The organism is Pseudomonas sp. YA1, from assembly GCF_058680555.1.
Genome location: NZ_JBZWBG010000004.1, coordinates 116,673 through 135,682 on the forward strand (window position 1 = coordinate 116,673; position 19,010 = coordinate 135,682).

The following is a 19,010-nucleotide window of genomic DNA, read 5'->3' on the forward strand; positions in this document are numbered from 1 at the left end:
CGTCCGTTTGTTGTTGGTCGACGATTCGCTGATGCCGAAATTAAGTCATGCTGAAATTGTGGTCAACGAAAATTAAGCACGACTAACATTTCTCTTGCGAAAACGTTTGCCTGACAGGAGGGGAAGGTACGCTGCGGACTGGCTCAGGGCGTCGGATGGTCGTCGAACAGGCCCATGGTGGTGATGGTCAGGACCTCCGCCACATCGCTGCCGACGTTGGCCAGGCAATGGGTCTTGGTCGCGTCGAAGTGCACCGAGTCGCCGGCGCCGAGGGGGTACTGGCGACCCTCGATGGTGTAGACGATCTGCCCGGACAGGACGTAGGAGAACTCGGCGCCCTCATGGGAGATCAGCTCCGACTGGTAGCCCACCGGCATGTTCATCTTGACCGCATTGATCAGGTTGCCGGGGAAGGAGCTGGACAGGCGTTCGTAGGCCAGCGGCTGGCCCTCGATGGTGTAGCGTACCCGCTCGCCTTCGTGGGAGTCGGGCTGGGGTTGTGCCGGTTGGTCGAACAGGGCATTGAGCGGGATATTCAGCGACTTGGCGATGTTGGCCAGGGAAGAGATCGATACACCGGTGAGGTTGCGCTCCGCCTGGGAGAGGAAGCTCGCGGTGAGACCGGATTCGCTGGCGACTTGGTGCAGGGTCTTCTTGGCGGCGCGGCGATAGCGACGCAGGCGTTCGCCGATGCGGTCTACGGTCATTGGGGAGACTCTTGTTGAAAGGCGCAGTATACCCAGCGCGGGGCGTCAATAAAGTCTGACAGATGAACTACCCGAACCCCTATTTTTTAAGTGTGACTGAAAATTTGTTTTGACCTGAATTTAAGCTCGACTTAAATTTCAGCCCGGTCCAGACGAGGAGAACAACAAATGACCGTGGGTGTTGGCGGGAGTACCCCTGCGCAGGCGCTGGAGCGTCTGCGGAACATGATGGACGGCGCGCAGCCGATCGGCCTGGCGTCTTACCGTGCGCGAATCGCCGCGGCCCAGGCGTGGATGGGCGAGCATGGCATCGCCGCGGCGTACCTGCATGCAGGCAGCAACCTGCGTTACTTCAGCGGCGTGCAATGGCACCCCAGTGAACGCCTGGTGGGTGCGCTGCTGCCCGCCGAGGGCGCCCTCGAATACCTTGCGCCGGCCTTCGAGGAAGGGACGGTGCGCGACTTCCAGGTGGTCGACGGCGCCATCCACACCTGGGAGGAACACCAGGATCCCTACCGCCTGCTGCTCGATCGCCTGGAGGCGCTCGGCGTGGGTGAGCGCAGCCCGGTCGCACTGTGTCCGAGCCTGCCGTTCGGCATGTTCGAGCGCTTGCGCCAACTGGCGCCGGGCAGGAACTTCGTCAGCGCCGCACCGCTGATCGACCAGGGACGGATGCGCAAGTCGGCCGAGGAGCTGGCGCTGATGCAGCGGGCCAAGGACATGACCCTGGAAGTGCAGAAGGCCGCGGCGAGCATTCTCCGTGAAGGCATCAGCACCACCGAAGTCGCCGAGTTCATCCACCAGGCGCACCGCAAGGTGGGCGCGCCCGGTTCGACCTTCTGCATCGTCCTGTTCGGTGCCGCCAGTGCCTTCCCGCATGGGGTGAAGCATGCGCAGGTGCTGAAGGATGGCGACATGGTGCTGATCGATACCGGCTGCCAGGTGCACGGCTACCAGTCGGATATCACCCGTAGCTATGTGTTCGGCACGCCCAGCGCACGCCAGCGCGAATTCTGGGGGATGGAGCGCGACGCCCAACTGGCGGCCTTCGAGGCCGCGCGTCTGGGCCAGCCCTGCGAGGCGGTGGACGCCGCCGCGCGGCGTTCGCTGGAGGCCAACGGCCTGGGGCCGGACTACCGCCTGCCTGGCCTGCCGCACCGCACCGGGCATGGCATCGGCATGGACGTCCACGAAGGCCCGTACCTGGTGCGTGGCGATCGCACGCCGCTGGATGTCGGCATGTGCTTCAGCAACGAACCGATGATCTGCGTGCCCGGCGAGTTCGGCATTCGCCTGGAGGATCACTTCTACATGACGGAGGAAGGACCGCGCTGGTTCACCCAACCGAGCCCGTCCATCGACGATCCCTTCGGCCTCGGCGGCTGAGCCGGCCGAACGATAACGCCGCACGCGGGAAGGCAAGGGCCAGGGCTTCCCGCGTGCGGCGCAGCGATCAGTCCAGCTTCACCCGCGAAAAGTCCCGCGCCGACATCGGGCTCATGCGGTAGCCGCTGACGTTCTTGCGTTGCGCGTCGAACATCAACGGATGCGCCAGCGGCAACCAGGGCATCTGCTCGTGGAAGATCCGCTGCGCTTCCTTGTACAACGCTACCCGTTGGCTCTCGTCGTTGCTCATGCGCGCCTTGCGGATGGCTTCGTCGAAGCCCTTGTCGCACCAGCGCGCGCGATTTTCCCCGGACTCCACCGAGGCGCAGCCGAGGTTGTGGGTGAGGAAGTTGTCCGGGTCGCCGTTATCGCCGATCCAGCTGTAGAGCATCATGTCGTGTTCGCCGGCCTTGGTACGCTTGACCATCTCGCCCCACTCGAACTGGCGGATGTTCACCCGGATGCCGATGGCGGCCAGGTCGGACTGGATCAGTTGCGCCACTCGCGCCGGGTTGCCGCCGGGGCCGCTGCCAGTGCTGATGTAGAGGTTCAGGGGTGTGTCCGGGGCGACGCCGGCTTCCTTCAGCAGGGCCTTGGCCCGTTCGGGGTCGTAGGGCCAGTCGCGGATGCTGTCGTCGTAGCCGAGCAGCATCGGCGGGTAGGGGCCGATGGCCGGGCGGGCCTGGTCGCCGAAGACGATCTTCAGGTAGGACGACTTGTTGAAGCCCATGGCGATCGCCCGGCGCACGCGCGGGTCGTCGAACGGTTCGTGCCGGGTGTTGATCGCGGCGTGTGAGGTGATCATCGCCGCTTCTTCCAGCACCGTCAGTTGCGGGTCCTGGCGCAACGCGGCGACGTCTTCCGGCTTGGGCGTCAGGGCGATCTGGCATTCGTTGCGACGCAGGCGCTGCACGCGCACGTTGGGATCGAGGGTGATCGCCAGCACCAGGTGGTCGATGGCCGGCTTGCCCTTCCAGTAGTCGGGGTTGGCCGCGTAGCGCACCTGGGCATCCTTGCGGTAGCGGGTGAAGACGAACGGGCCGGTGCCGATCGGCTTGCTGTTGAGTTCGTCGCCCTTGTCCCTGGCGATCAGTTGGCCGGCATATTCGGCGGAGAGGATCGAGCCGAACGGCATGGCCAGGTCGGCGAGGAACGGCGCCTCCGGGTGCTTGAGGACGAAGCGCACCTGGTGCTCGTCGATCTTCTCGATGCGCTCGATGATGTCGCGCAGTTGCATGGCGTCGGCGTAGGGGTAGCCGCTGGGCGAAAGGTCGTGGGCGGGGTGCTGCGGATCGAGCATGCGCTGGAAGCTGAACAGCACGTCGTCGGCGTTGAATTCGCGGCTTGGCTTGAAGTACTCGGTGCTGTGGAATTTCACGCCCTGGCGCAGGCGGAAGGTGTAGACGAGGCCGTCAGCGGAGACGTCCCAGCTTTCCGCCAGGGCCGGGATCACCGTGGCGCTGCCCGGAGCGAACGCGGCCAGCGCGTTGTACAGCGGATGGGCTGAGGCGTCGAAGGTGTAGCCGGAGGTATAGCGGGCCGGATCGAACCCTTCCGGCGCCGCTTCGGTGCACACCGCCAGGGTCTTCGGCTGGGCCTGGATGGCGGCGCTGGCGGCGAAGGCGAGTAGCAGCAGGCTGTAGCGCAGGGCAGAGCGTGGTCGCATGGATGACTCCTCTGGAGCGGGACGGCCGGGTCGGCCGCCCTGGGGAGAGGCGCCGCCTCGCTCGTGGCGGGGCGGCGCGGCTGGCAGGCGAAGCTACTTGCCGACGCTGACCTCGTAGAACGAGTTCAGGCCGAAGGGACTGATCCTGAAGTCGTGTACCGTCTTGCGCATCGGCTGGTACACGGTGGAGTGGGCGATCGGGGTGATCGGCACTTGTTCCTTGAGGATGTGCTGGGCCTGCTTGTACAGCTCGGTGCGCTTGCCCTGGTCGGTGGTGCGCTTGGCATCCTTGACCAGCTTGTCGTAGCCGGCGTCGCACCATTTGGAGAAGTTGTTGCCGTCCACCGCGTCGCAGCCGTAGAGGGTGCCGAGCCAGTTGTCCGGGTCGCCGTTGTCGCCGCTCCAGCCGATCAGCATGGCGTCATGCTCGCCGCCCTTGGCGCGCTTGATGTATTCGCCCCATTCGTAGGTGACGATCTTCGCCTTGATACCGATCTTCGCCCAATCGTTCTGCAGCATTTCCGCCATCAGCTTGGCGTTGGGGTTGTAGGGGCGTTGTACCGGCATGGCCCACAGGGTGATCTCGGTGCCTTCGGCGACCCCGGACTTCTTCAGCAGCTCCCTGGCCTTGGCCGGATCGTAGGGCGCGTCCTTGATGGTCTCGTCGTAGGACCACTGGGTCGGTGGCATGCCGTTGCTCGCCAACTGGCCGGCGCCCTGGTAGACGGCGTCGATGATGGCCTTCTTGTTCACCGCCATGTCCAGCGCCTGGCGTACTTCCAGCTTGTCGAACGGCTTGTGGGTGACGTTGTAGGCGATGTAGCCGAGGTTGAAGCCGGCCTGCGACGGCAGGTTCAGGTTCGGGTCCTTCTTCAGCGCGTCGAGGTCGGCGGGGCGCGGGTTGAGGGTGATCTGGCACTCGCCGGCCTTGAGCTTCTGCGCGCGCACCGAGGCGTCGGTGTTGATGGCGAAGATCAGGTTGTCGACCTTCACCTCGTCCGGCTTCCAGTAGTCCTTGTTGCCCTTGAAACGGATCTGCGCATCCTTCTGGTAGCGGCTGAACACGAACGGGCCGGTACCGATCGGCTTCTGGTTGATATCGCTGGCCTTGCCCTGCTTGAGCAGTTGCGCGGCGTATTCGGCGGACTGGATCGATGGGAAGGGCATCGCCAGGTTCTGGATGAAGGCCGCGTCGACCTCGTTGAGGGTGAATTTCACCGTGTGCTCGTCGAGCTTCTCGATCCTGGCGATGTTCTTGTCCAGGCCCATGTCGGTGAAGTAGGGAAACTCGGTGGGGTAGGCCTTGCGGAACGGATGATCCTTGTCGAGCATGCGTTCGAAGGTGAACAGCACGTCGTCGGCATTGAATTCGCGGGTCGGCTTGAAGTAGTCGGTGCTGTGGAACTTCACGCCCTTGCGCAGGTGGAAGGTATAGGTCTTGCCGTCGTCGCTGACGTCCCAGCTTTCCGCAAGGCCGGGAAGGACCTTGGTGCCGCCGCGCTCGAACTGGGTCAGGCGGTTGAAGACGGTTTCCGCCGCGGCGTCGAAATCGGTACCGGTGGTGTACTGGGCGGGATCGAAGCCGGCCGGGCTGCCTTCCGAGCAGAAGATCAGGTTGCTGGCGAAGGCCTGGGGAACGGCGGCGACCAGCGCTGCGCCGAGCAGCGAGGGCATGATCGCGGAGCGGATGACGGCGTTTCTACGCATGGAGTGACCTCTGGTTATTTTGATTGTCTGCGAGGGACAGCCTCGTGAGCTGTCTTGCGCGAAGCTATGCAGGGCGTGTGCCGGCCGCAAGCGTCGAGGTCGCTTCAGTGTAGATGTTGTTATCCGATTGAAAGGGAATGTCGCATTTTCGAATTTGCGCAAACGCGACGCAGGCCGCGTTTGCTGCGCGAGAGACAGTGGAAACGCAAGAGGCAGCCCGGAGGCTGCCTCTTGTGGTGCGCGCCGACCGGATCAGGGCATCTGCACCTCGATCACACCGTCGGCGTTGACCGTGACCTGGCTGGTCCCGGCCTCGATCTCCGGCGCCTGGGCGCCGCCGAAGCTGGCGTCGGCCTTCATCGCCGCCATCCGCATCACCGGATACGGGCGCGGCGCGCCGGCGCTGTTCACGCTCAGGCTGACCAGCTTATAGCCCTTGCCGCCGAGCGCCTCGGTGAGCAACTGGGCGCGCTCCTTGAACGCGTCCACGGCGCCTTTCATCAATTGGTCCTCGTTCTTCTTGCGGGTCGCATCGGCGATGCTGAAGTCCATGCCGCCCATTTTCAGCTTGCCCAGCAGGTCGGCGGAAAGCTGGCCGAGGGCGGCGAAGTCGGAGCTTTCCAGGCGCAGCTCGGCGCGCTCGCGCCAGCCGGTGATCTTCTGGCCCTTGTCGTCGTAGACCGGATAGCTGTTGCGACTGCCCAGGCTGATGGTCACGCCCTTGACCTTGCGCGCGTCGGCGACGGCGGCGTTGAGGACGCTGGTGGTCTCGGCGGCGAGCTTGGCCGGATCGCTGCCCTGGTTTTCGCTGTAGAGGGTGACCTGCATCAGGTCGTGGGCCACCTGCTGGCTGACTTCGGCGTGCAGCGAGACCTGGTTGTAGCGCGGCGCTTCCTCGGCGACGGCCGAGAGGCTGGCGGCGCAGAGGGTGACGGCGGCGGCCAGGCGGGAAATCGCAGACATTGGGCAACTCCTTGTACTAAGGCTGAATTCACACTGTAGAGCATCGTTCCGGCAGGCGCGGCAAACACGCCTATACGCCAGTCTTGGACCATGAGACGAAGGCTTTCCCCGGAACGGGTTAGGCGATTTCGGAAAAAACGTGAAATTTACTGATCTGAGCCCTGACAGCGCTCGGCGAAACAGGGCAGGATGGCGACCTGCGAGGTTTCTGAGTCACTTTGCCGCAGAGTTGCCGACAGCGTCTTGGCTATACTCGCGCTTATTCCGGAAGAAAACATGCGCGCACCGGTTTTCCTGCTCTCCGCCAGTCGCCAGAACCTTGGCCGTCTGCTCCTCATCCGTATTCTCGTGCTGGCCGCGCAGGCCGGCTCGGTGGGTTTCGCCTGGCTCTCCGATCTGTTGCCGCTGCCGTGGCTGGCGCTCGGCCTGACCCTTGGCCTGTCCGCCTGCCTGATCCTGTTCACCGCGCTGCGCCTGCGCGCGCCGTGGCCGGTGACCGACCAGGAGTACGCGGTACAACTGGCCTGCGACCTGATCATCCACAGCACCTTGCTGTATTACTCGGGCGGCTCGACCAACCCCTTCGTTTCCTATTACCTGGTACCGCTGACCATCGCCGCTGCGACCCTGCCCTGGATCTACTCCATGGTGCTCTCCGGCCTGGCCCTGACCGGCTACACCCTGCTGCTGATCTGGTACCACCCGCTGCACCTGCAGGCGGTTCAGCACGAGGCGATGCTGATCAACCTGCACCTGTTCGGCATGTGGCTGAACTTCGCCCTGTCGGCGGCCTTCATCACTTTCTTCGTGGTGAAGATGTCCGAGGCGCTGCGCTGGCAGGCGCACATGCAGGCCGAGCGGCGCGAGGAAAGCATGCGCGACCAGCAGTTGCTCGCGGTGGCCACCCAGGCGGCCGGTGCCGCGCACGAACTGGGTACGCCGCTGGCGACCATGAGCGTGCTGCTCAACGAACTGCGCCAGGAGCGCCCGCAGGACCCGACCCTGCAGGAAGACCTGGCATTGCTCCAGGAACAGGTCAAGCAGTGCAAGCACACCCTCCAGCAACTGGTACGGGCGGCCGAGGCCGACCGTCGCCAGGCGATCGAAGAGCAAAGCGCCGCGGAATGGCTGGAATCGGTGCTGCGCCGCTGGCACCTGATGCGTCCGGAGGCTTCCTACCGCTACCAGTGCCTGGGCCTCGGCTCCGCGCCGCGCCTGACCCCGCCGACCGACCTCAGCCAGGCTCTGCTGAACCTGCTGAACAATGCGGCGGACGCCTGTCCCGACGACCTCGACATCCGCCTGGACTGGGACAGCAGCAGTATCTGCCTGAGTATCCGCGACCACGGCGTCGGGGTGCCCCTGGCGATCGCCGAACAGATCGGCAAACCGTTCTTCACCACCAAGGGCAAGGGCTTCGGCCTCGGCCTGTTTCTCAGTCAGGCCAGCGTGACCCGCGCTGGTGGAACGGTGAAGTTGTATAACCACGAAGATGGCGGCACTCTGACCGAACTGCGCTTGCCGCGCAGCTACGGAATGGCTTGAGTGATCCGTCTGAGAGGCCCTGCCTATGTCTGAAGAGCTGCTCTTCGAAGGGGAAGAACATCCCCACCTCCTGCTGGTGGACGACGATCCCACCTTTACCCGGGTCCTGGCCCGGGCCATGAGCCGTCGCGGCCTGCGGGTCAGCACCGCCGGCTCCGCCGAGGAAGGCCTGGCGCTGGCCCAGCAGGATACGCCGGACTATGCCGTGCTCGACCTGAAGATGGAAGGCGACTCCGGCCTGGTGCTGCTGCCGAAGCTGCTGGAGCTGCACGCGGACATGCGGGTGGTGATCCTCACCGGCTATTCCAGCATCGCCACCGCGGTGGAGGCGATCAAGCGCGGCGCCTGCAACTACCTGTGCAAGCCGGCGGATGCCGATGACGTGCTGGCCGCGCTGCTCTCCGAGCACGCCGACCTGGACACCCTGGTGCCGGAAAACCCGATGTCGGTGGATCGCCTGCAATGGGAGCACATCCAGCGCGTGCTCGCCGAGCACGAGGGCAACATCTCCGCCACCGCCCGTGCCCTGGGCATGCATCGACGGACCTTGCAGCGCAAGCTGCAGAAGCGGCCGGTACGGCGCTGAAGCGTAAATGACAACGGGGCGCCGCATGGCGCCCCCTGTGCTTTCCGCTTTCCGTCGAATCGCGGTGGATTTCGCAGATTCCGCCGGTCGCCGGGGATATCCAGCGGACAGCGCAATCGTTAAGATGCAGCTTTCATGAATCGCACGACCAGGGATTGATCATGCGTATCTTCGGTTCGAGTGCCGGCTGCCTGTCGGTGCTGTTCGGACTGGCCTTCGGGCTGCCTGCACTAGCCGAGCCTTCGGTGGACCTGGATGGTCCGACGGCAGGCTGGCGCTATTCCGGCCTGCTCGAACAGCCCGATGCCCCGCGTGTCGCCTATCCGACTCCGCCCATCGATCGCGGCGGCCAGCGCGGCCGCAGCCTGATCGAAGGACACCTGCGCGAACTGGTCGGCACCGAGCGCGCCCAGCGCCTGGTGGTCAACGGCAATCCTCTCCCTCTCTATACCGACGGCGCCGGGCGCTTCGTCCGCCCCTATGCGTTCGGCCACGGCTCCAACGGGGTCCAGGTCGGCAGCGCCGACGGCAAGATCCTCAAGCGCGTGCAGTTCTACGAGGCCAATCGCTCCCAACTGCCGCCGCGCGTGCGCGTGGTGCTGGGTTGGGACGATCCGAAGGCCGAGCTTGACCTGCATATCGTCACCCCCGATGGCCAGCACGCCTACTGGGCGCATCCGCGCCTGAGCAACAGCGGCGGCCTCGATCCGGACGGCGTCGACGGGCCCGGCCCGGAGATGTTCACCATGGGCGCGCCGCTGCACGGCACCTACCTGATCTACGTGAACTACTGGGGCAACCTCAACAACCAGGGCTACAACTTCCAGGCCGGCAGCAACGTACAGGACGTGATCACCGCGCAGGTCAACCTGGTGTTCAACGAAAACAGCGTCGACGAGAAGCACGAGACCTTCGTCGTGCCCCTGCGCACCATCGGCGACCTGGTGCTGGTCAAGACCTTTACCTACTGAAGCATCCCCTCGTACGGATGACACGGGATTAGCGAACCATGAGCGAGAACAACACCCCCAGCCCTGCCAACGGAACCCCTGCGCCCGCCGCTGCGCGCACCCGAAGCGCCCTGTGGCCGGTGCTGGGGATCGTCGCCGCGCTGGCCGCCGGCGGTGTGCTGGCCTGGCAGATGGGCTGGCTGGAGCGGCTCGGCGGAGGGCGCCCGGCCGAAGAGGACCTCGGCCAGCCGATCGGCGCCCAGGCTCCCGCGGACGCCGACGCGCCGCGTGCCTACCGTGACCTGCGCAAGCCCGACGCGCTGATCGAGAGCGTGTCGCTGAGCCGCCTGCCGAAGGAAATCCTCGAGGTGCCGTTGCTGCGCGATACCCTGACCGAGGACTTCGTTTTCTATTACGAGAACAATGGCGACCGCCTTGGCCTGACCGGTACGTTGCGGCGGATCATCTACGAGCACGACCTGACCCTGAAGGACAGCCTGGTCGAGGAACTGCTCGACCAACCGGCCCAGGTCGCCCTCTGGCGCGGCGCCGACGGCCGCCTGCGCGACTTCGTGGTGGTGCTCAAGCGCGGCGGCCTGGCGCGAGTGCTCGAGCCGCTGGCCCATATCGCCGCCGACGACCAGCAGTTGCGCAAGGTCGGCGAGCTGGCGGGAACCTCGGTCTATCGCCTGCGCTACGGCAACGACAAGGCGATGCTGTTCCTGTCCAAGGGCGACCGGCTGTTGTTGCTGTCGAACCCACGGATGCTCTTCGACGATGGTGGCGAAAGCGACGACAGCCCGCTGAACGCTCCGGCCAGCGAAGACCTGGAGGCACTGCTCGACGGCGACGAACTGTTCCCCGAGCGCTTCGGCCTGCCGGGCCGCGGCGAGCTGCGCCAGCGCATCACCCTCAATGCCAGCGTCCTGGCCATGGGCTACCAGCGCTTCATCCCGAGCTTCGCCGGGGTGCGCTTCGAGAAGGGCGAGCAGGGCTGGAGCAGCTACCTGGCGCTGAACGAGGTGGAACGCCAGCCGCCGCTGGACTTCGCCCCGGTCTGGCAGGCCATGCCGATGGGCGCCAGCGCCTGCGTGGCGCTGCCGGTCACCCCCGGCCTGTACGGGGTGATGCTGGAGCGACTGGGGGCCGAGCAGAAGATGGCCCAGGCCTTCTCCGAGCATCTCAGCGGCGCCGCCGGTCTCTGCTGGTACGCCAGTTCGCGGCTGCATTCGCCGCTGCTGGTGGGCCAGTTGAGCGCGCCGGCCAGTGCCGAACTCGACGACGAGCTGGGCAAGCTGTTCGGCCGTGTGATCGGCGCGAAGGAAGCCAAGGTCGAGGGTGGCAGCTTCCCGGTGGAAGACCGGGTGGATGGCCAGACCCGCCGCTGGACCCGCCAGGTCAGCTCGAACTTCGGCGCCTATCCGGCCAGCCAGGCGGACAACCCGGACAGCATCAGCGGCCGCGCGTTCTTCCGCATCGGCATGGCGCGCCATGGCCAGACCCTGCTGTTCTCCCTCGACGACCAGTTGCTCGGCAAGGCCCTGGACACCCTCGACAAGCGCTATCCGCCGCTCGCCGAGGTGTTGCCGAAGGATGCGCTGGTACCGGCCTACCTGGCGCCGCAGCCGCTCTCCGAACTGCTGCAACGGGAAACCCTCGACAGCCTGCCGCAGGACATGGAGCCGGTATTCCGCAATGCCGCCGACACCTACCTGATGCCGCGCCTGAAAACCCTCGCCGGCAAGGGCAGCTACGCCCTTGGCCTGCCTGCCGGAAGCCAGGCCAACGCACCGTGGCAATGGCTGCCGCTGGAATGGCGGTCGCTGTGAGACGCCTGACTGCCTTCGGCCTGGCGCTGCTCCTGCTGGCCAGCGGCGTTGCCCGCGGCGAGCCCCCGGTAGCGCTCGACCCGCAGCAATCGCAGGTATTCCGCGCCTGGTTCGTGCGCATCGCCCAGGAACAGTTGCGCCAAGGGCCGAGTCCGCGCTGGCACCAGCAGGACTGCGCCGGCCTGGTGCGCTTCGCCGCCAACGAGGCGCTGAAAGTCCACGATGGCAAGTGGCTGCGCGCCAACGGCCTGTCCAACCGCTACCTGCCCCCGGAGCTGGCGCTCAGTCCCGAGCAACGGCGCCTGGCGCAGAACTGGCAGCAGGGTGGCGGCCAGGTCGGGCCCTACGTGAATGCGATCAAGCTGGTGCAGTTCAACAGTCGGCTGGTCGGCCGCGACCTCAACCAGGCGCGCCCCGGCGACCTGATGTTCTACGACCAGGGCGACGACCAGCACCTGATGATCTGGATGGGCCGCTCCATCGCCTATCACACCGGCAGCAGCACCCCGACCGACAACGGCATGCGCTCGGTCAGCCTGCAACAACTCATGACATGGAAGGACACCCGATGGATCCCCGACGAATCCAACCCCAACTTTATCGGCATCTATCGGCTGGCTTTCCTCTCTCAATGAATCGCGTCCCAGTGAAGACCACAGCAATGAGCAACCTGCGCCGTTTCAGCCGTAGCCTGGCGGTCGCCGCCCTGGTCCTGCTGCCGTTCGCCGCCGTCCAGGCGGAAGACACGGTGGAGCCGAGCGGCTACACGCCGATGGCCGGAGAATCCTTCTTCCTGCTCGCCGACAGCAGCTTCGCCACCGACGAGGAAGCGCGGGTCCGTCTCGAAGCGCCCGGCCGCGACTACCGGCGCTACCGCATGGAGCCCTATGGCGGGGTCGACGTGCGCCTGTACCGGATCGAACAGCCGCTGGAGTTCCTCAAGCGGCAGAAGAACCTGCACCGGGTCCTGGCCGAGGGACAGTTCAAGGGCGAAGGCCTGTCGAACACCCTGGCCTATCTCTGGGACAACTGGTATCGCAAGTCGCGCCGGGTGATGCAGCGCGCCTTCTCCTACGAGTCGCGGCAACAGGTCACCGAGGCGGTGCCCGAGCTGAAGATGGGCAACGCCATGACCGCGCCGACGCCCTACGACGCGCAGCCGCAATACGCGCCGATTCCCGGCCTGCCGCTGGTCAGCCAGTTCCGCTATCCGCTGTGGGACGCCAAGCCCATCGAGCCGCCGCAGGACGTCAAGCTGGCCGGTTCCTCCAGCGAGTTCATCAACGTCGTGCCGGGCAATGTCTACATCCCGCTGGGCAAGCTGAAGCCGGGCCTCTACCTGGTCGAGGCGCTGGTCGGCAAGTACCGCGCCACCACCGTGGTGTTCGTCTCCAACAGCGTGGCGGTGAGCAAGGTCGCCGGCGACGAGCTGCTGGTCTGGACCGCACGCAAGCACGAAGGCACCCCGGTGCCCGACACCAAGGTGCTGTGGACCGACGGCCTGGGCGTGATGAGCAGCGGCAATACCGACGCCGACGGCCTGCTGCGGCTCAAGCACGCCAGTCCGGAGCGCTCCTACGTGATCGGCGAGGACCGCGAGGGTGGGGTCTTCGTCTCCGAGAACTTCTATTACGACAGCGAGATCTACGACACCAAGATCTACGCCTTCACCGACCGCCCGCTGTACCGGCCGGGCGACTGGGTCTCGTTGAAGATGGTCGGCCGCGAGTTCAAGGACGCCCGTCAATCCCAGGCCGCCGCCAGCGCGCCGGTGCGCCTGAGCGTGATCGACGCCAGCGGCACGGTATTGCAAAGCCTGGACCTCCGCTTCGACGCGAAGAGCGGCGCCAATGGCCGCTTCCAACTGCCGGAGAACGCCGTCGCCGGCGGCTACGAGTTGCGCTTCGACTACCGCGGGCAGACCTACAGCAGCGCCTTCCGCGTCGCCGAATACATCAAGCCGCACTTCGAAGTCTCCCTCGACCTGGCCAAGCCGGACTTCAAGACCGCCGAGCCGGTGAAGGGCGAGATCGTCCTGCTCTATCCGGACGGCAAGCCGGTGGCCAACGCGCGCCTGCAACTGAGCCTGCGCGCCCAGCAGTTGTCGATGGTGGACAACGAACTGCAGTATCTCGGCCAGTTCCCGGTGGAACTGAGCAGCACCGAACTGACCACCGACGGCAAGGGCCGCGCCGCCATCGAATTGCCGCCGGCCGAGAAACCCAGTCGCTACATGCTGACCATCTTCGCCAGCGACGGCGCCGCCTACCGGGTCAAGACCAGCAAGGAGATCCTCATCGAGCGCGGTGCCGCGCGCTACCGCCTGAGCGCGCCGCAGCGCTTCAGCGCCGCCGGCGAGAAGGTCGAGTTCAGCTATGCCAGCGAACAGCCGACCCCGCTCAAGCCGAGCAGCTACCAGTGGATCCGCCTGGAGGACCGCGCCACCGACAGCGGTCCGGTCGCCGACGGCCGCTTCGCGCTGGCCTTCGAGCGCCCCGGTACCTATTCCGTGGAGCTGCGCGACGACAAGGGCCAGCTCCTTGGCGCTACCGGCCACTCGGTGAGCGGCGAGGGCGTGAAGTCGGTGCCGGGCACCGTCGAGGTGGTGTTCGACAAGCCCGAGTACCGCACCGGCGAGGAAGCCTCCGCACTGATCACCTTCCCCGAGCCGGTGGAGGATGCACTGTTGTCCCTGGAGCGCGACAAGGTCGAGGCCACCGCCCTGCTGTCCAAGGGCGCCGACTGGTTGCGCCTGGAAAAGCTCAATCCGACCCAGTACCGCGTGCGGATCCCGGTGCGCGAGGAGTTCTCGCCGAACCTGACCTTCTCGGTGCTCTACACCAAGGGCGGCGACTACAGCTTCCAGAACGCCGGGATCAAGGTCGGCATGCCCCAGGTGGAGATCGACATCGCCACCGACAAGGAGCGCTACGAACCGGGCGAGACGGTGACCGTGACCCTGGCCACGCGCTTCGCCGGCAAACCGGTTTCCAGCCACCTGACCGTCAGCGTGGTGGATGAGATGGTCTATGCCCTGCAGGCGGAGATCGCCCCCGGCATCGACCAGTTCTTCTACCATCCGCGGCGCAACAACGTGCGCACCAGCGCCAGCCTGGCCTTCATCAGCTACGACGTGGCGTTGCCCGGCAGCACCAGTGCACCCGGACGGGCGAACCGCAGCGAGCGCGGCGTCAAGGTACTGGAGCGGCCGCGCCGCGAGGACGTCGACACCGCCGCCTGGCAGCCGGAGCTGGTCACCGACGCCCAGGGCAAGGCCAGCTTCAGCTTCCGCATGCCCGACTCGCTGACCCGCTGGCGGATCACCGCACGGGCCATCGACGACAACGGCCAGGTCGGCCAGAAGAAGCAGTTCCTTCGCTCGGAGAAGCCGCTGTACCTGAAATGGAGCGGGCCGACCCGCTTCCGCCAGGGTGACCAGCCCGACCTCGGCCTGTTCGTCTTCAACCATGGCGAACAGCCGGTCAAGGCCGAGCTGCTCAGCGGGCCGCCTGGCAGCCAGCGCAGCCAGCCCCTGGAGCTGGCCAAGGGAGTCAACTACATTCCGCTGGCGCAACAGCCGCTCAGCGATGGCGACTGGAGCGCCGAGCTGCGCCAGGACGGGCAGGTCCGCGACCGCCTGGCGGTGCGCTTCAACCTGCTGGCCGACGGCTGGCAGGTGGAGCAGGCGCAGAACCTCAGCCTGGCGGCGGCGAGCAACCCGCTGCAACTGCCGGCGGACGCCCGCGACGTACGCCTGCGCCTGGCCGATGGCCCGGCCGCGGCCTACCTGGGCAATCTCGATGATCTGCTGGAGTATCCCTACGGCGGCGTCGAGCAGACCGCCAGCCAACTGCTGCCGCTGAGCATCGCCTATCCGGCGCTGGCCGGCGGCGAGCCGCGGATTCGCGACCGCCTGCGCCTGATCATGCAGAACAGTCGCCTGCGCCTGGTGCAGATGGCCGGCCCGGACGCCTGGTTCGCCTGGTGGGGCGGCGACGTCGATGGCGACGCTTTCCTCACCGCCTACGCCTACTACGCCGATTGGTACGCCAGCCGCGCACTGGAGATCCAACTGCCGGCCGAACACTGGCAGCGCATCCTCGAGCCCTACGCCAAGCAGGCGACGCAGACCCCGCTGCTGCAGCGCGCGCTGATCCTGGCTTTCGCCCGCGACATGCAGTTGCCGGTGAACACCCTGCTCGGCGGCCTGCTCAACGATCTGGCCAACGCCGGCGAAGGGCAGGCGCGCGCGGAGCCGCTGGAGGCCGACGACGGCCTGGTGCTGGGCGACCCGGACTCGGCCGTCGGCCTGGCCGCGGCGCGAGTGCTGGCGGTGGACCTGGCACGGCAACTGCGGGTTGCGGTGCCCGCGCCGCTGGCCGCCCAGGCCGAGACGGCGACGCAGCGCCTGCGTGAGGCCGGCTTGCCGTTCACCGATGCCTTGCTGGCCTCTCGCTCGGCCGTGGACGGCCAGCAGGCCAGCGCTCTGCTGCAACGCCTGGCGCCGGCGCAATCGACCCTGGAACGCGCCCTGGCCCTGACCTGGCTGCAGGGCGCCCTGGCCCAGGCGCCGCAGGGCAAGCTGCCGCAGCCGCCGAAGGACTGGCAGGCGCAGCGCGGCGCCACCGGCGAAACCTACTGGCAATGGCGCGGCCGCGGCATTCCGAGCTGGGTCGACCTGGACGAGGCGCCGGCCCGGCCGTTGCCGGTTGCGCTCAGCTACCGCAGCGCCCAGGCGCCGAGCGGGCAACTGCCGGTGCAGATCAGCCGTCGCCTGCTGCGCCTGGTGCCCGGCGAGGGGGCGTTCGAGTTCAAGGTCGAGGAGGTCGGCGACAAGCCGCTTTCCAGCGACGAACTGTATCTCGACGAAGTGACCCTGACCGTTCCGGAAGACACCGCTCTACGCTACGGCATGCTGGAACTGCCGCTGCCGCCCGGTGCGGATGTCGAGCGCACCACCTGGGGCATCAAGATCAGCGGCCTGGCCGGCGACGAGGCGACCACCCTGGAGCGCGCGCGCAACGAACCGGGCGAGCTGTTCTACGGAGTGCCGGTGGACAGCCTGAGTGGCGAGCAGCGTTTCCGTCACCTGGTGCGTTTCTCCCAGAAAGGCAGCTTCAACCTGCCACCGGCCCGCTACCTGCGTCTCTACGCGCCGGAACAGCAGGCCCTGGAAGCCAAGCCGGCGCTGGCCAAGGTCAAGGTCGAGTGATTGCGTTGCGCGCCTGGCTGGTCCTGCTGTGCGCCGTGCCGTTGCTGCTTCGCGCAGCGGAGGCGCCGGTCCAGCTGGCCTGGCGCACGACCCAGGGCTACGAACTGGTGAGCCTGGATCACCAGCGGGTGCTCGAGCGCCGGCCGTTGCCGGCCGATTTGCAGGCTCCGCTGGGCAGCCTGTGGAAACTGTTCGTCTTCGCCTGGCTGAGCGACACCGGCCAGGCCGAGCCGCCCTATGCCTGCCAGGGGCGCAGCCGTGAGGAGGTCTACTGCTGCGAGAATGGCCAGACGATCGGTCGTGACCGCGCCCTGGTGCGCTCCTGCGGGCTGTATTTCGAGCCGCAGCGCCTCGCCTTGCGGCCGGAGGCCTGGCGCGGCTACTGGCAGGCGCGCCAGGCACCGGCCTGGTTGCTCGATCTGGAACGGCTGCAACCGCAGACGCGGGTGCCGGTTAAGGAGCTTCTGGAACAGTTGCAGCGACTACCGGCCCAGGGCGAGGCGCGGCGGGTACTGCTCGACGTGGCGTTGCAGGCCGGCGACGGCCATGCCGTGGCCAGCCTTGGCGGCCGCCTGCGGGTGAAGACCTGGAGCTGGCTCGACGACCATGACCCGCAGGCGCGCCAGGGCGGTTTCGCTGGCTGGCTGGTCGATGGAACGCCGCTCTGGCTCGGCGGCCCGGGAACCAGCAAGGTGATCCTGGACCGCTACGCCGAGGTGCTCGGGCGCTTCCTGCCGAGTCCGTGGCCGGCCGATCCGGGCCGTTGCGTGGAAGTGAACCTGTTCAGCCGCTATCCACTGCGCTCGGTCAGCGATCCTGCCGGCCACCCGGCCGCCGAAGGCCTGCTGCATGGTCCGCAGCAAGTGCTCTTCACCAACGGCAATCGCCTGGATATCGCCAGCGCCGGCGACCTGTTCCTGCAGCGGGTGGATGGCGTGCCGCGCCTGGTCGCGCGGGTTTCGCGCGAAGAGTACGTGGCGCGGGTGCTGGAGCGCGAAGCCTCGGCGCAGCCGAAGGAAGCCGCTCGCGCGCTGGCGGTGACCATTCGCACCTATCTGTTGCAAAACGCCGCGCCGCGCGGCGAATGCCTGGCCATCGATGACAGCAGCCAGCGCCAGCGCGTGGCGCCGCGCCCGGCCAGCGCGCAGACGCGGCGGATCGCCGCCTGGAGCGCCGACCTGGTGCTGGCCGGGGCGACCGTCAACTATCACTCCGACCAGCCTGGCCCGGCGCGTCTGTCCTGGAAGCACGCGGTGGAGCAAGCCGGGCAGGGACTGGGCTACGACAGCATCCTCGCCCAGGCTTTCCCGCGCAGCAGCCTGAGCCGCTGGGACAACCCGGTGGCCGCCTGCCAGCCGTTGCCGGCCGCCGAAGACTGGCTGCGCAAGCAGCGCCGGCAGTGGCGCGAGCGCCTCGACCGCGAGCCCGGCTACGAGGAGATTCCGAGTTTTTCCGTGTGCCGCCTGGCTTCCGGGCGGCCCTATGTCGATCGCGAGCGCGAACGCATCTTCGTCCGCGGCCTGTATTCCCTACAGGAACGCCTGGACCTCACCCACGAATACCTGCACCTGGCCTTCCGCGCCCATCCCAGCGGCCAGGACGAAAACTATGTCGAAAGCCTGGCCCGGTGCCTGCTACTGGAATGACTCCATGAACCGAATGTCCCTTGCCGCCCTGCTCAGTTGCCTTCCCCTCGTCGCCTGGGCGGACAACCCCGTGAAACTGGATACGCCGGTCTCCGGCTGGCGTGCCGGCGACGGTTCCGCCGCCAATTACCGGCAGGTGGTGAACTACCCGGCGTCCTCGGTCAACGTCGCCGCCGACCAGGCGACCACCGCGCGCATTCGCGGCGCGATCGAGAGCCAGCCCAAGGACCGCCCGGCGACGCTGGTGGTGAACGGTGTGAGCATGCCGCTGAAGGTGGACGCCGATGGCAGCTTCGACCGCCCGTTCGCCTTCCCGTCCGGCAGCAACAGCGTCGAGGTGCGCAACGCCGCCGGGCAGTCGCGACGGGTCCAGTTCTATCACGGTGGCGGCGGCGGGGAAGTGCCGGCCAAGCTGCGCGTGCTGCTGTCCTGGGACAGCGACAACACCGACCTCGACCTGCACCTGGTGACCCCGGACGGCGACCATGTCTGGTATGGCAATCGTTCGCTGGCCAACGGCGCGACCCTGGATGTCGACGTCACCACCGGCTACGGCCCGGAAATCATCGCCACGCCGACGCCACAGAAGGGGCCCTACCTGGTCTACGTCAACTACTTCGGCGGTGGCTACGGCAGCAGCGAGGATGGCGCCGAACAGGCCGCCCAGGACCTGACCACGGCGCGCATCACCCTGGTCACCGAAGAGGGCACGCCGAACGAGAAACAGGAAACCTTCCTGGTGCCGATGCGCAAGCCTGGCGAGCTGACGCTGGTGAAGCGCTTCAGTTATCCGTAGGCGCCTGCGCTGGCGGA

At 66.8% G+C, this 19,010-nt stretch carries 13 protein-coding genes; 9 read left to right on the plus strand and 4 right to left on the minus strand.

Translation table 11 applies throughout. From position 1 onward, the window contains the following. Positions 1-143 precede the first annotated feature (143 nt). Complete coding sequence (gene psdR / locus AC4OR5_RS06895) at positions 144-707, minus strand: transcriptional regulator PsdR (protein ID WP_003094433.1); 564 nt, start codon at positions 705-707, stop codon at positions 144-146. 168 nt (positions 708-875) lie between these two features. Between psdR and mdpA the strand changes: the two genes are divergently transcribed. Next, positions 876-2,093 (plus strand): metallopeptidase MdpA, encoded by a 1,218-nt coding sequence (mdpA, locus tag AC4OR5_RS06900; protein WP_023875900.1) that lies wholly within the window; start codon positions 876-878, stop codon positions 2,091-2,093. Between the two features lie 67 nt (positions 2,094-2,160). Here the strand turns inward: mdpA and AC4OR5_RS06905 are convergent, their stop codons facing one another. The 3 genes from AC4OR5_RS06905 to AC4OR5_RS06915 all read right to left on the minus strand — a co-directional run bounded on the left by AC4OR5_RS06905 (position 2,161) and on the right by AC4OR5_RS06915 (position 6,429). Beyond that, positions 2,161-3,759, minus strand: coding sequence for an ABC transporter substrate-binding protein (locus AC4OR5_RS06905; protein ID WP_023098049.1), 1,599 nt, complete (start codon positions 3,757-3,759; stop codon positions 2,161-2,163). Positions 3,760-3,852: 93 nt separating this feature from the next. After that, positions 3,853-5,466: an ABC transporter substrate-binding protein gene (locus AC4OR5_RS06910; RefSeq protein ID WP_024947241.1), complete on the minus strand. Its 1,614-nt coding sequence runs from the start codon at positions 5,464-5,466 to the stop codon at positions 3,853-3,855. Positions 5,467-5,718: 252 nt separating this feature from the next. Continuing rightward, entirely contained in the window at positions 5,719-6,429 is a 711-nt protein-coding gene (locus AC4OR5_RS06915) for an SIMPL domain-containing protein (protein WP_003094423.1), read from the minus strand. Positions 6,430-6,705: 276 nt separating this feature from the next. On the opposite strand from AC4OR5_RS06915, the gene AC4OR5_RS06920 reads away from it, so the two are divergent. From AC4OR5_RS06920 to AC4OR5_RS06955, 8 genes are all read left to right on the plus strand, one after another. After that, positions 6,706-7,974 (plus strand): ATP-binding protein, encoded by a 1,269-nt coding sequence (locus AC4OR5_RS06920; protein ID WP_003094421.1) that lies wholly within the window; start codon positions 6,706-6,708, stop codon positions 7,972-7,974. A 25-nt stretch (positions 7,975-7,999) separates the two neighbouring features. Next, the gene (locus tag AC4OR5_RS06925) at positions 8,000-8,560 is read left to right on the plus strand and encodes a response regulator transcription factor (RefSeq protein ID WP_003094419.1); all 561 of its coding nucleotides are present in this window, start codon (positions 8,000-8,002) and stop codon (positions 8,558-8,560) included. Between the two features lie 161 nt (positions 8,561-8,721). Next, the gene (locus tag AC4OR5_RS06930; RefSeq protein ID WP_003094417.1) at positions 8,722-9,531 is read left to right on the plus strand and encodes a YfaP family protein; all 810 of its coding nucleotides are present in this window, start codon (positions 8,722-8,724) and stop codon (positions 9,529-9,531) included. Between the two features lie 38 nt (positions 9,532-9,569). After that, entirely contained in the window at positions 9,570-11,339 is a 1,770-nt protein-coding gene (locus AC4OR5_RS06935) for a DUF2138 domain-containing protein (RefSeq protein WP_004352865.1), read from the plus strand. Beyond that, positions 11,336-11,974, plus strand: a complete 639-nt coding sequence (locus tag AC4OR5_RS06940) for a DUF1175 domain-containing protein (protein WP_003141328.1) — start codon at positions 11,336-11,338, stop codon at positions 11,972-11,974. Before AC4OR5_RS06935 ends, AC4OR5_RS06940 begins: the two co-directional genes overlap by 4 nt. A gap of 26 nt (positions 11,975-12,000) precedes the next feature. Then, positions 12,001-16,551, plus strand: a complete 4,551-nt coding sequence (magD, locus tag AC4OR5_RS06945; RefSeq protein WP_058161097.1) for an alpha-2-macroglobulin MagD — start codon at positions 12,001-12,003, stop codon at positions 16,549-16,551. Beyond that, positions 16,548-18,197: a YfaQ family protein gene (locus AC4OR5_RS06950; protein ID WP_079992457.1), complete on the plus strand. Its 1,650-nt coding sequence runs from the start codon at positions 16,548-16,550 to the stop codon at positions 18,195-18,197. The genes magD and AC4OR5_RS06950 overlap by 4 nt, the downstream gene beginning before the upstream one ends. Before the next feature lie 4 nt (positions 18,198-18,201). Next, positions 18,202-18,993 (plus strand): YfaP family protein, encoded by a 792-nt coding sequence (locus AC4OR5_RS06955; RefSeq protein ID WP_003112868.1) that lies wholly within the window; start codon positions 18,202-18,204, stop codon positions 18,991-18,993. Positions 18,994-19,010 lie beyond the last annotated feature (17 nt).

What these genes read in the sequence shown, in the direction of transcription:
- psdR (WP_003094433.1), bottom strand. Translation starts at nt 707, where the DNA reads ATGACCGTAGACCGCATCGGCGAACGCCTGCGTCGCTATCGCCGCGCC.
- mdpA (WP_023875900.1), top strand. Translation starts at nt 876, where the DNA reads ATGACCGTGGGTGTTGGCGGGAGTACCCCTGCGCAGGCGCTGGAGCGT.
- AC4OR5_RS06905 (WP_023098049.1), bottom strand. Translation starts at nt 3,759, where the DNA reads ATGCGACCACGCTCTGCCCTGCGCTACAGCCTGCTGCTACTCGCCTTC.
- AC4OR5_RS06910 (WP_024947241.1), bottom strand. Translation starts at nt 5,466, where the DNA reads ATGCGTAGAAACGCCGTCATCCGCTCCGCGATCATGCCCTCGCTGCTC.
- AC4OR5_RS06915 (WP_003094423.1), bottom strand. Translation starts at nt 6,429, where the DNA reads ATGTCTGCGATTTCCCGCCTGGCCGCCGCCGTCACCCTCTGCGCCGCC.
- AC4OR5_RS06920 (WP_003094421.1), top strand. Translation starts at nt 6,706, where the DNA reads ATGCGCGCACCGGTTTTCCTGCTCTCCGCCAGTCGCCAGAACCTTGGC.
- AC4OR5_RS06925 (WP_003094419.1), top strand. Translation starts at nt 8,000, where the DNA reads ATGTCTGAAGAGCTGCTCTTCGAAGGGGAAGAACATCCCCACCTCCTG.
- AC4OR5_RS06930 (WP_003094417.1), top strand. Translation starts at nt 8,722, where the DNA reads ATGCGTATCTTCGGTTCGAGTGCCGGCTGCCTGTCGGTGCTGTTCGGA.
- AC4OR5_RS06935 (WP_004352865.1), top strand. Translation starts at nt 9,570, where the DNA reads ATGAGCGAGAACAACACCCCCAGCCCTGCCAACGGAACCCCTGCGCCC.
- magD (WP_058161097.1), top strand. Translation starts at nt 12,001, where the DNA reads ATGAGCAACCTGCGCCGTTTCAGCCGTAGCCTGGCGGTCGCCGCCCTG.
- AC4OR5_RS06955 (WP_003112868.1), top strand. Translation starts at nt 18,202, where the DNA reads ATGAACCGAATGTCCCTTGCCGCCCTGCTCAGTTGCCTTCCCCTCGTC.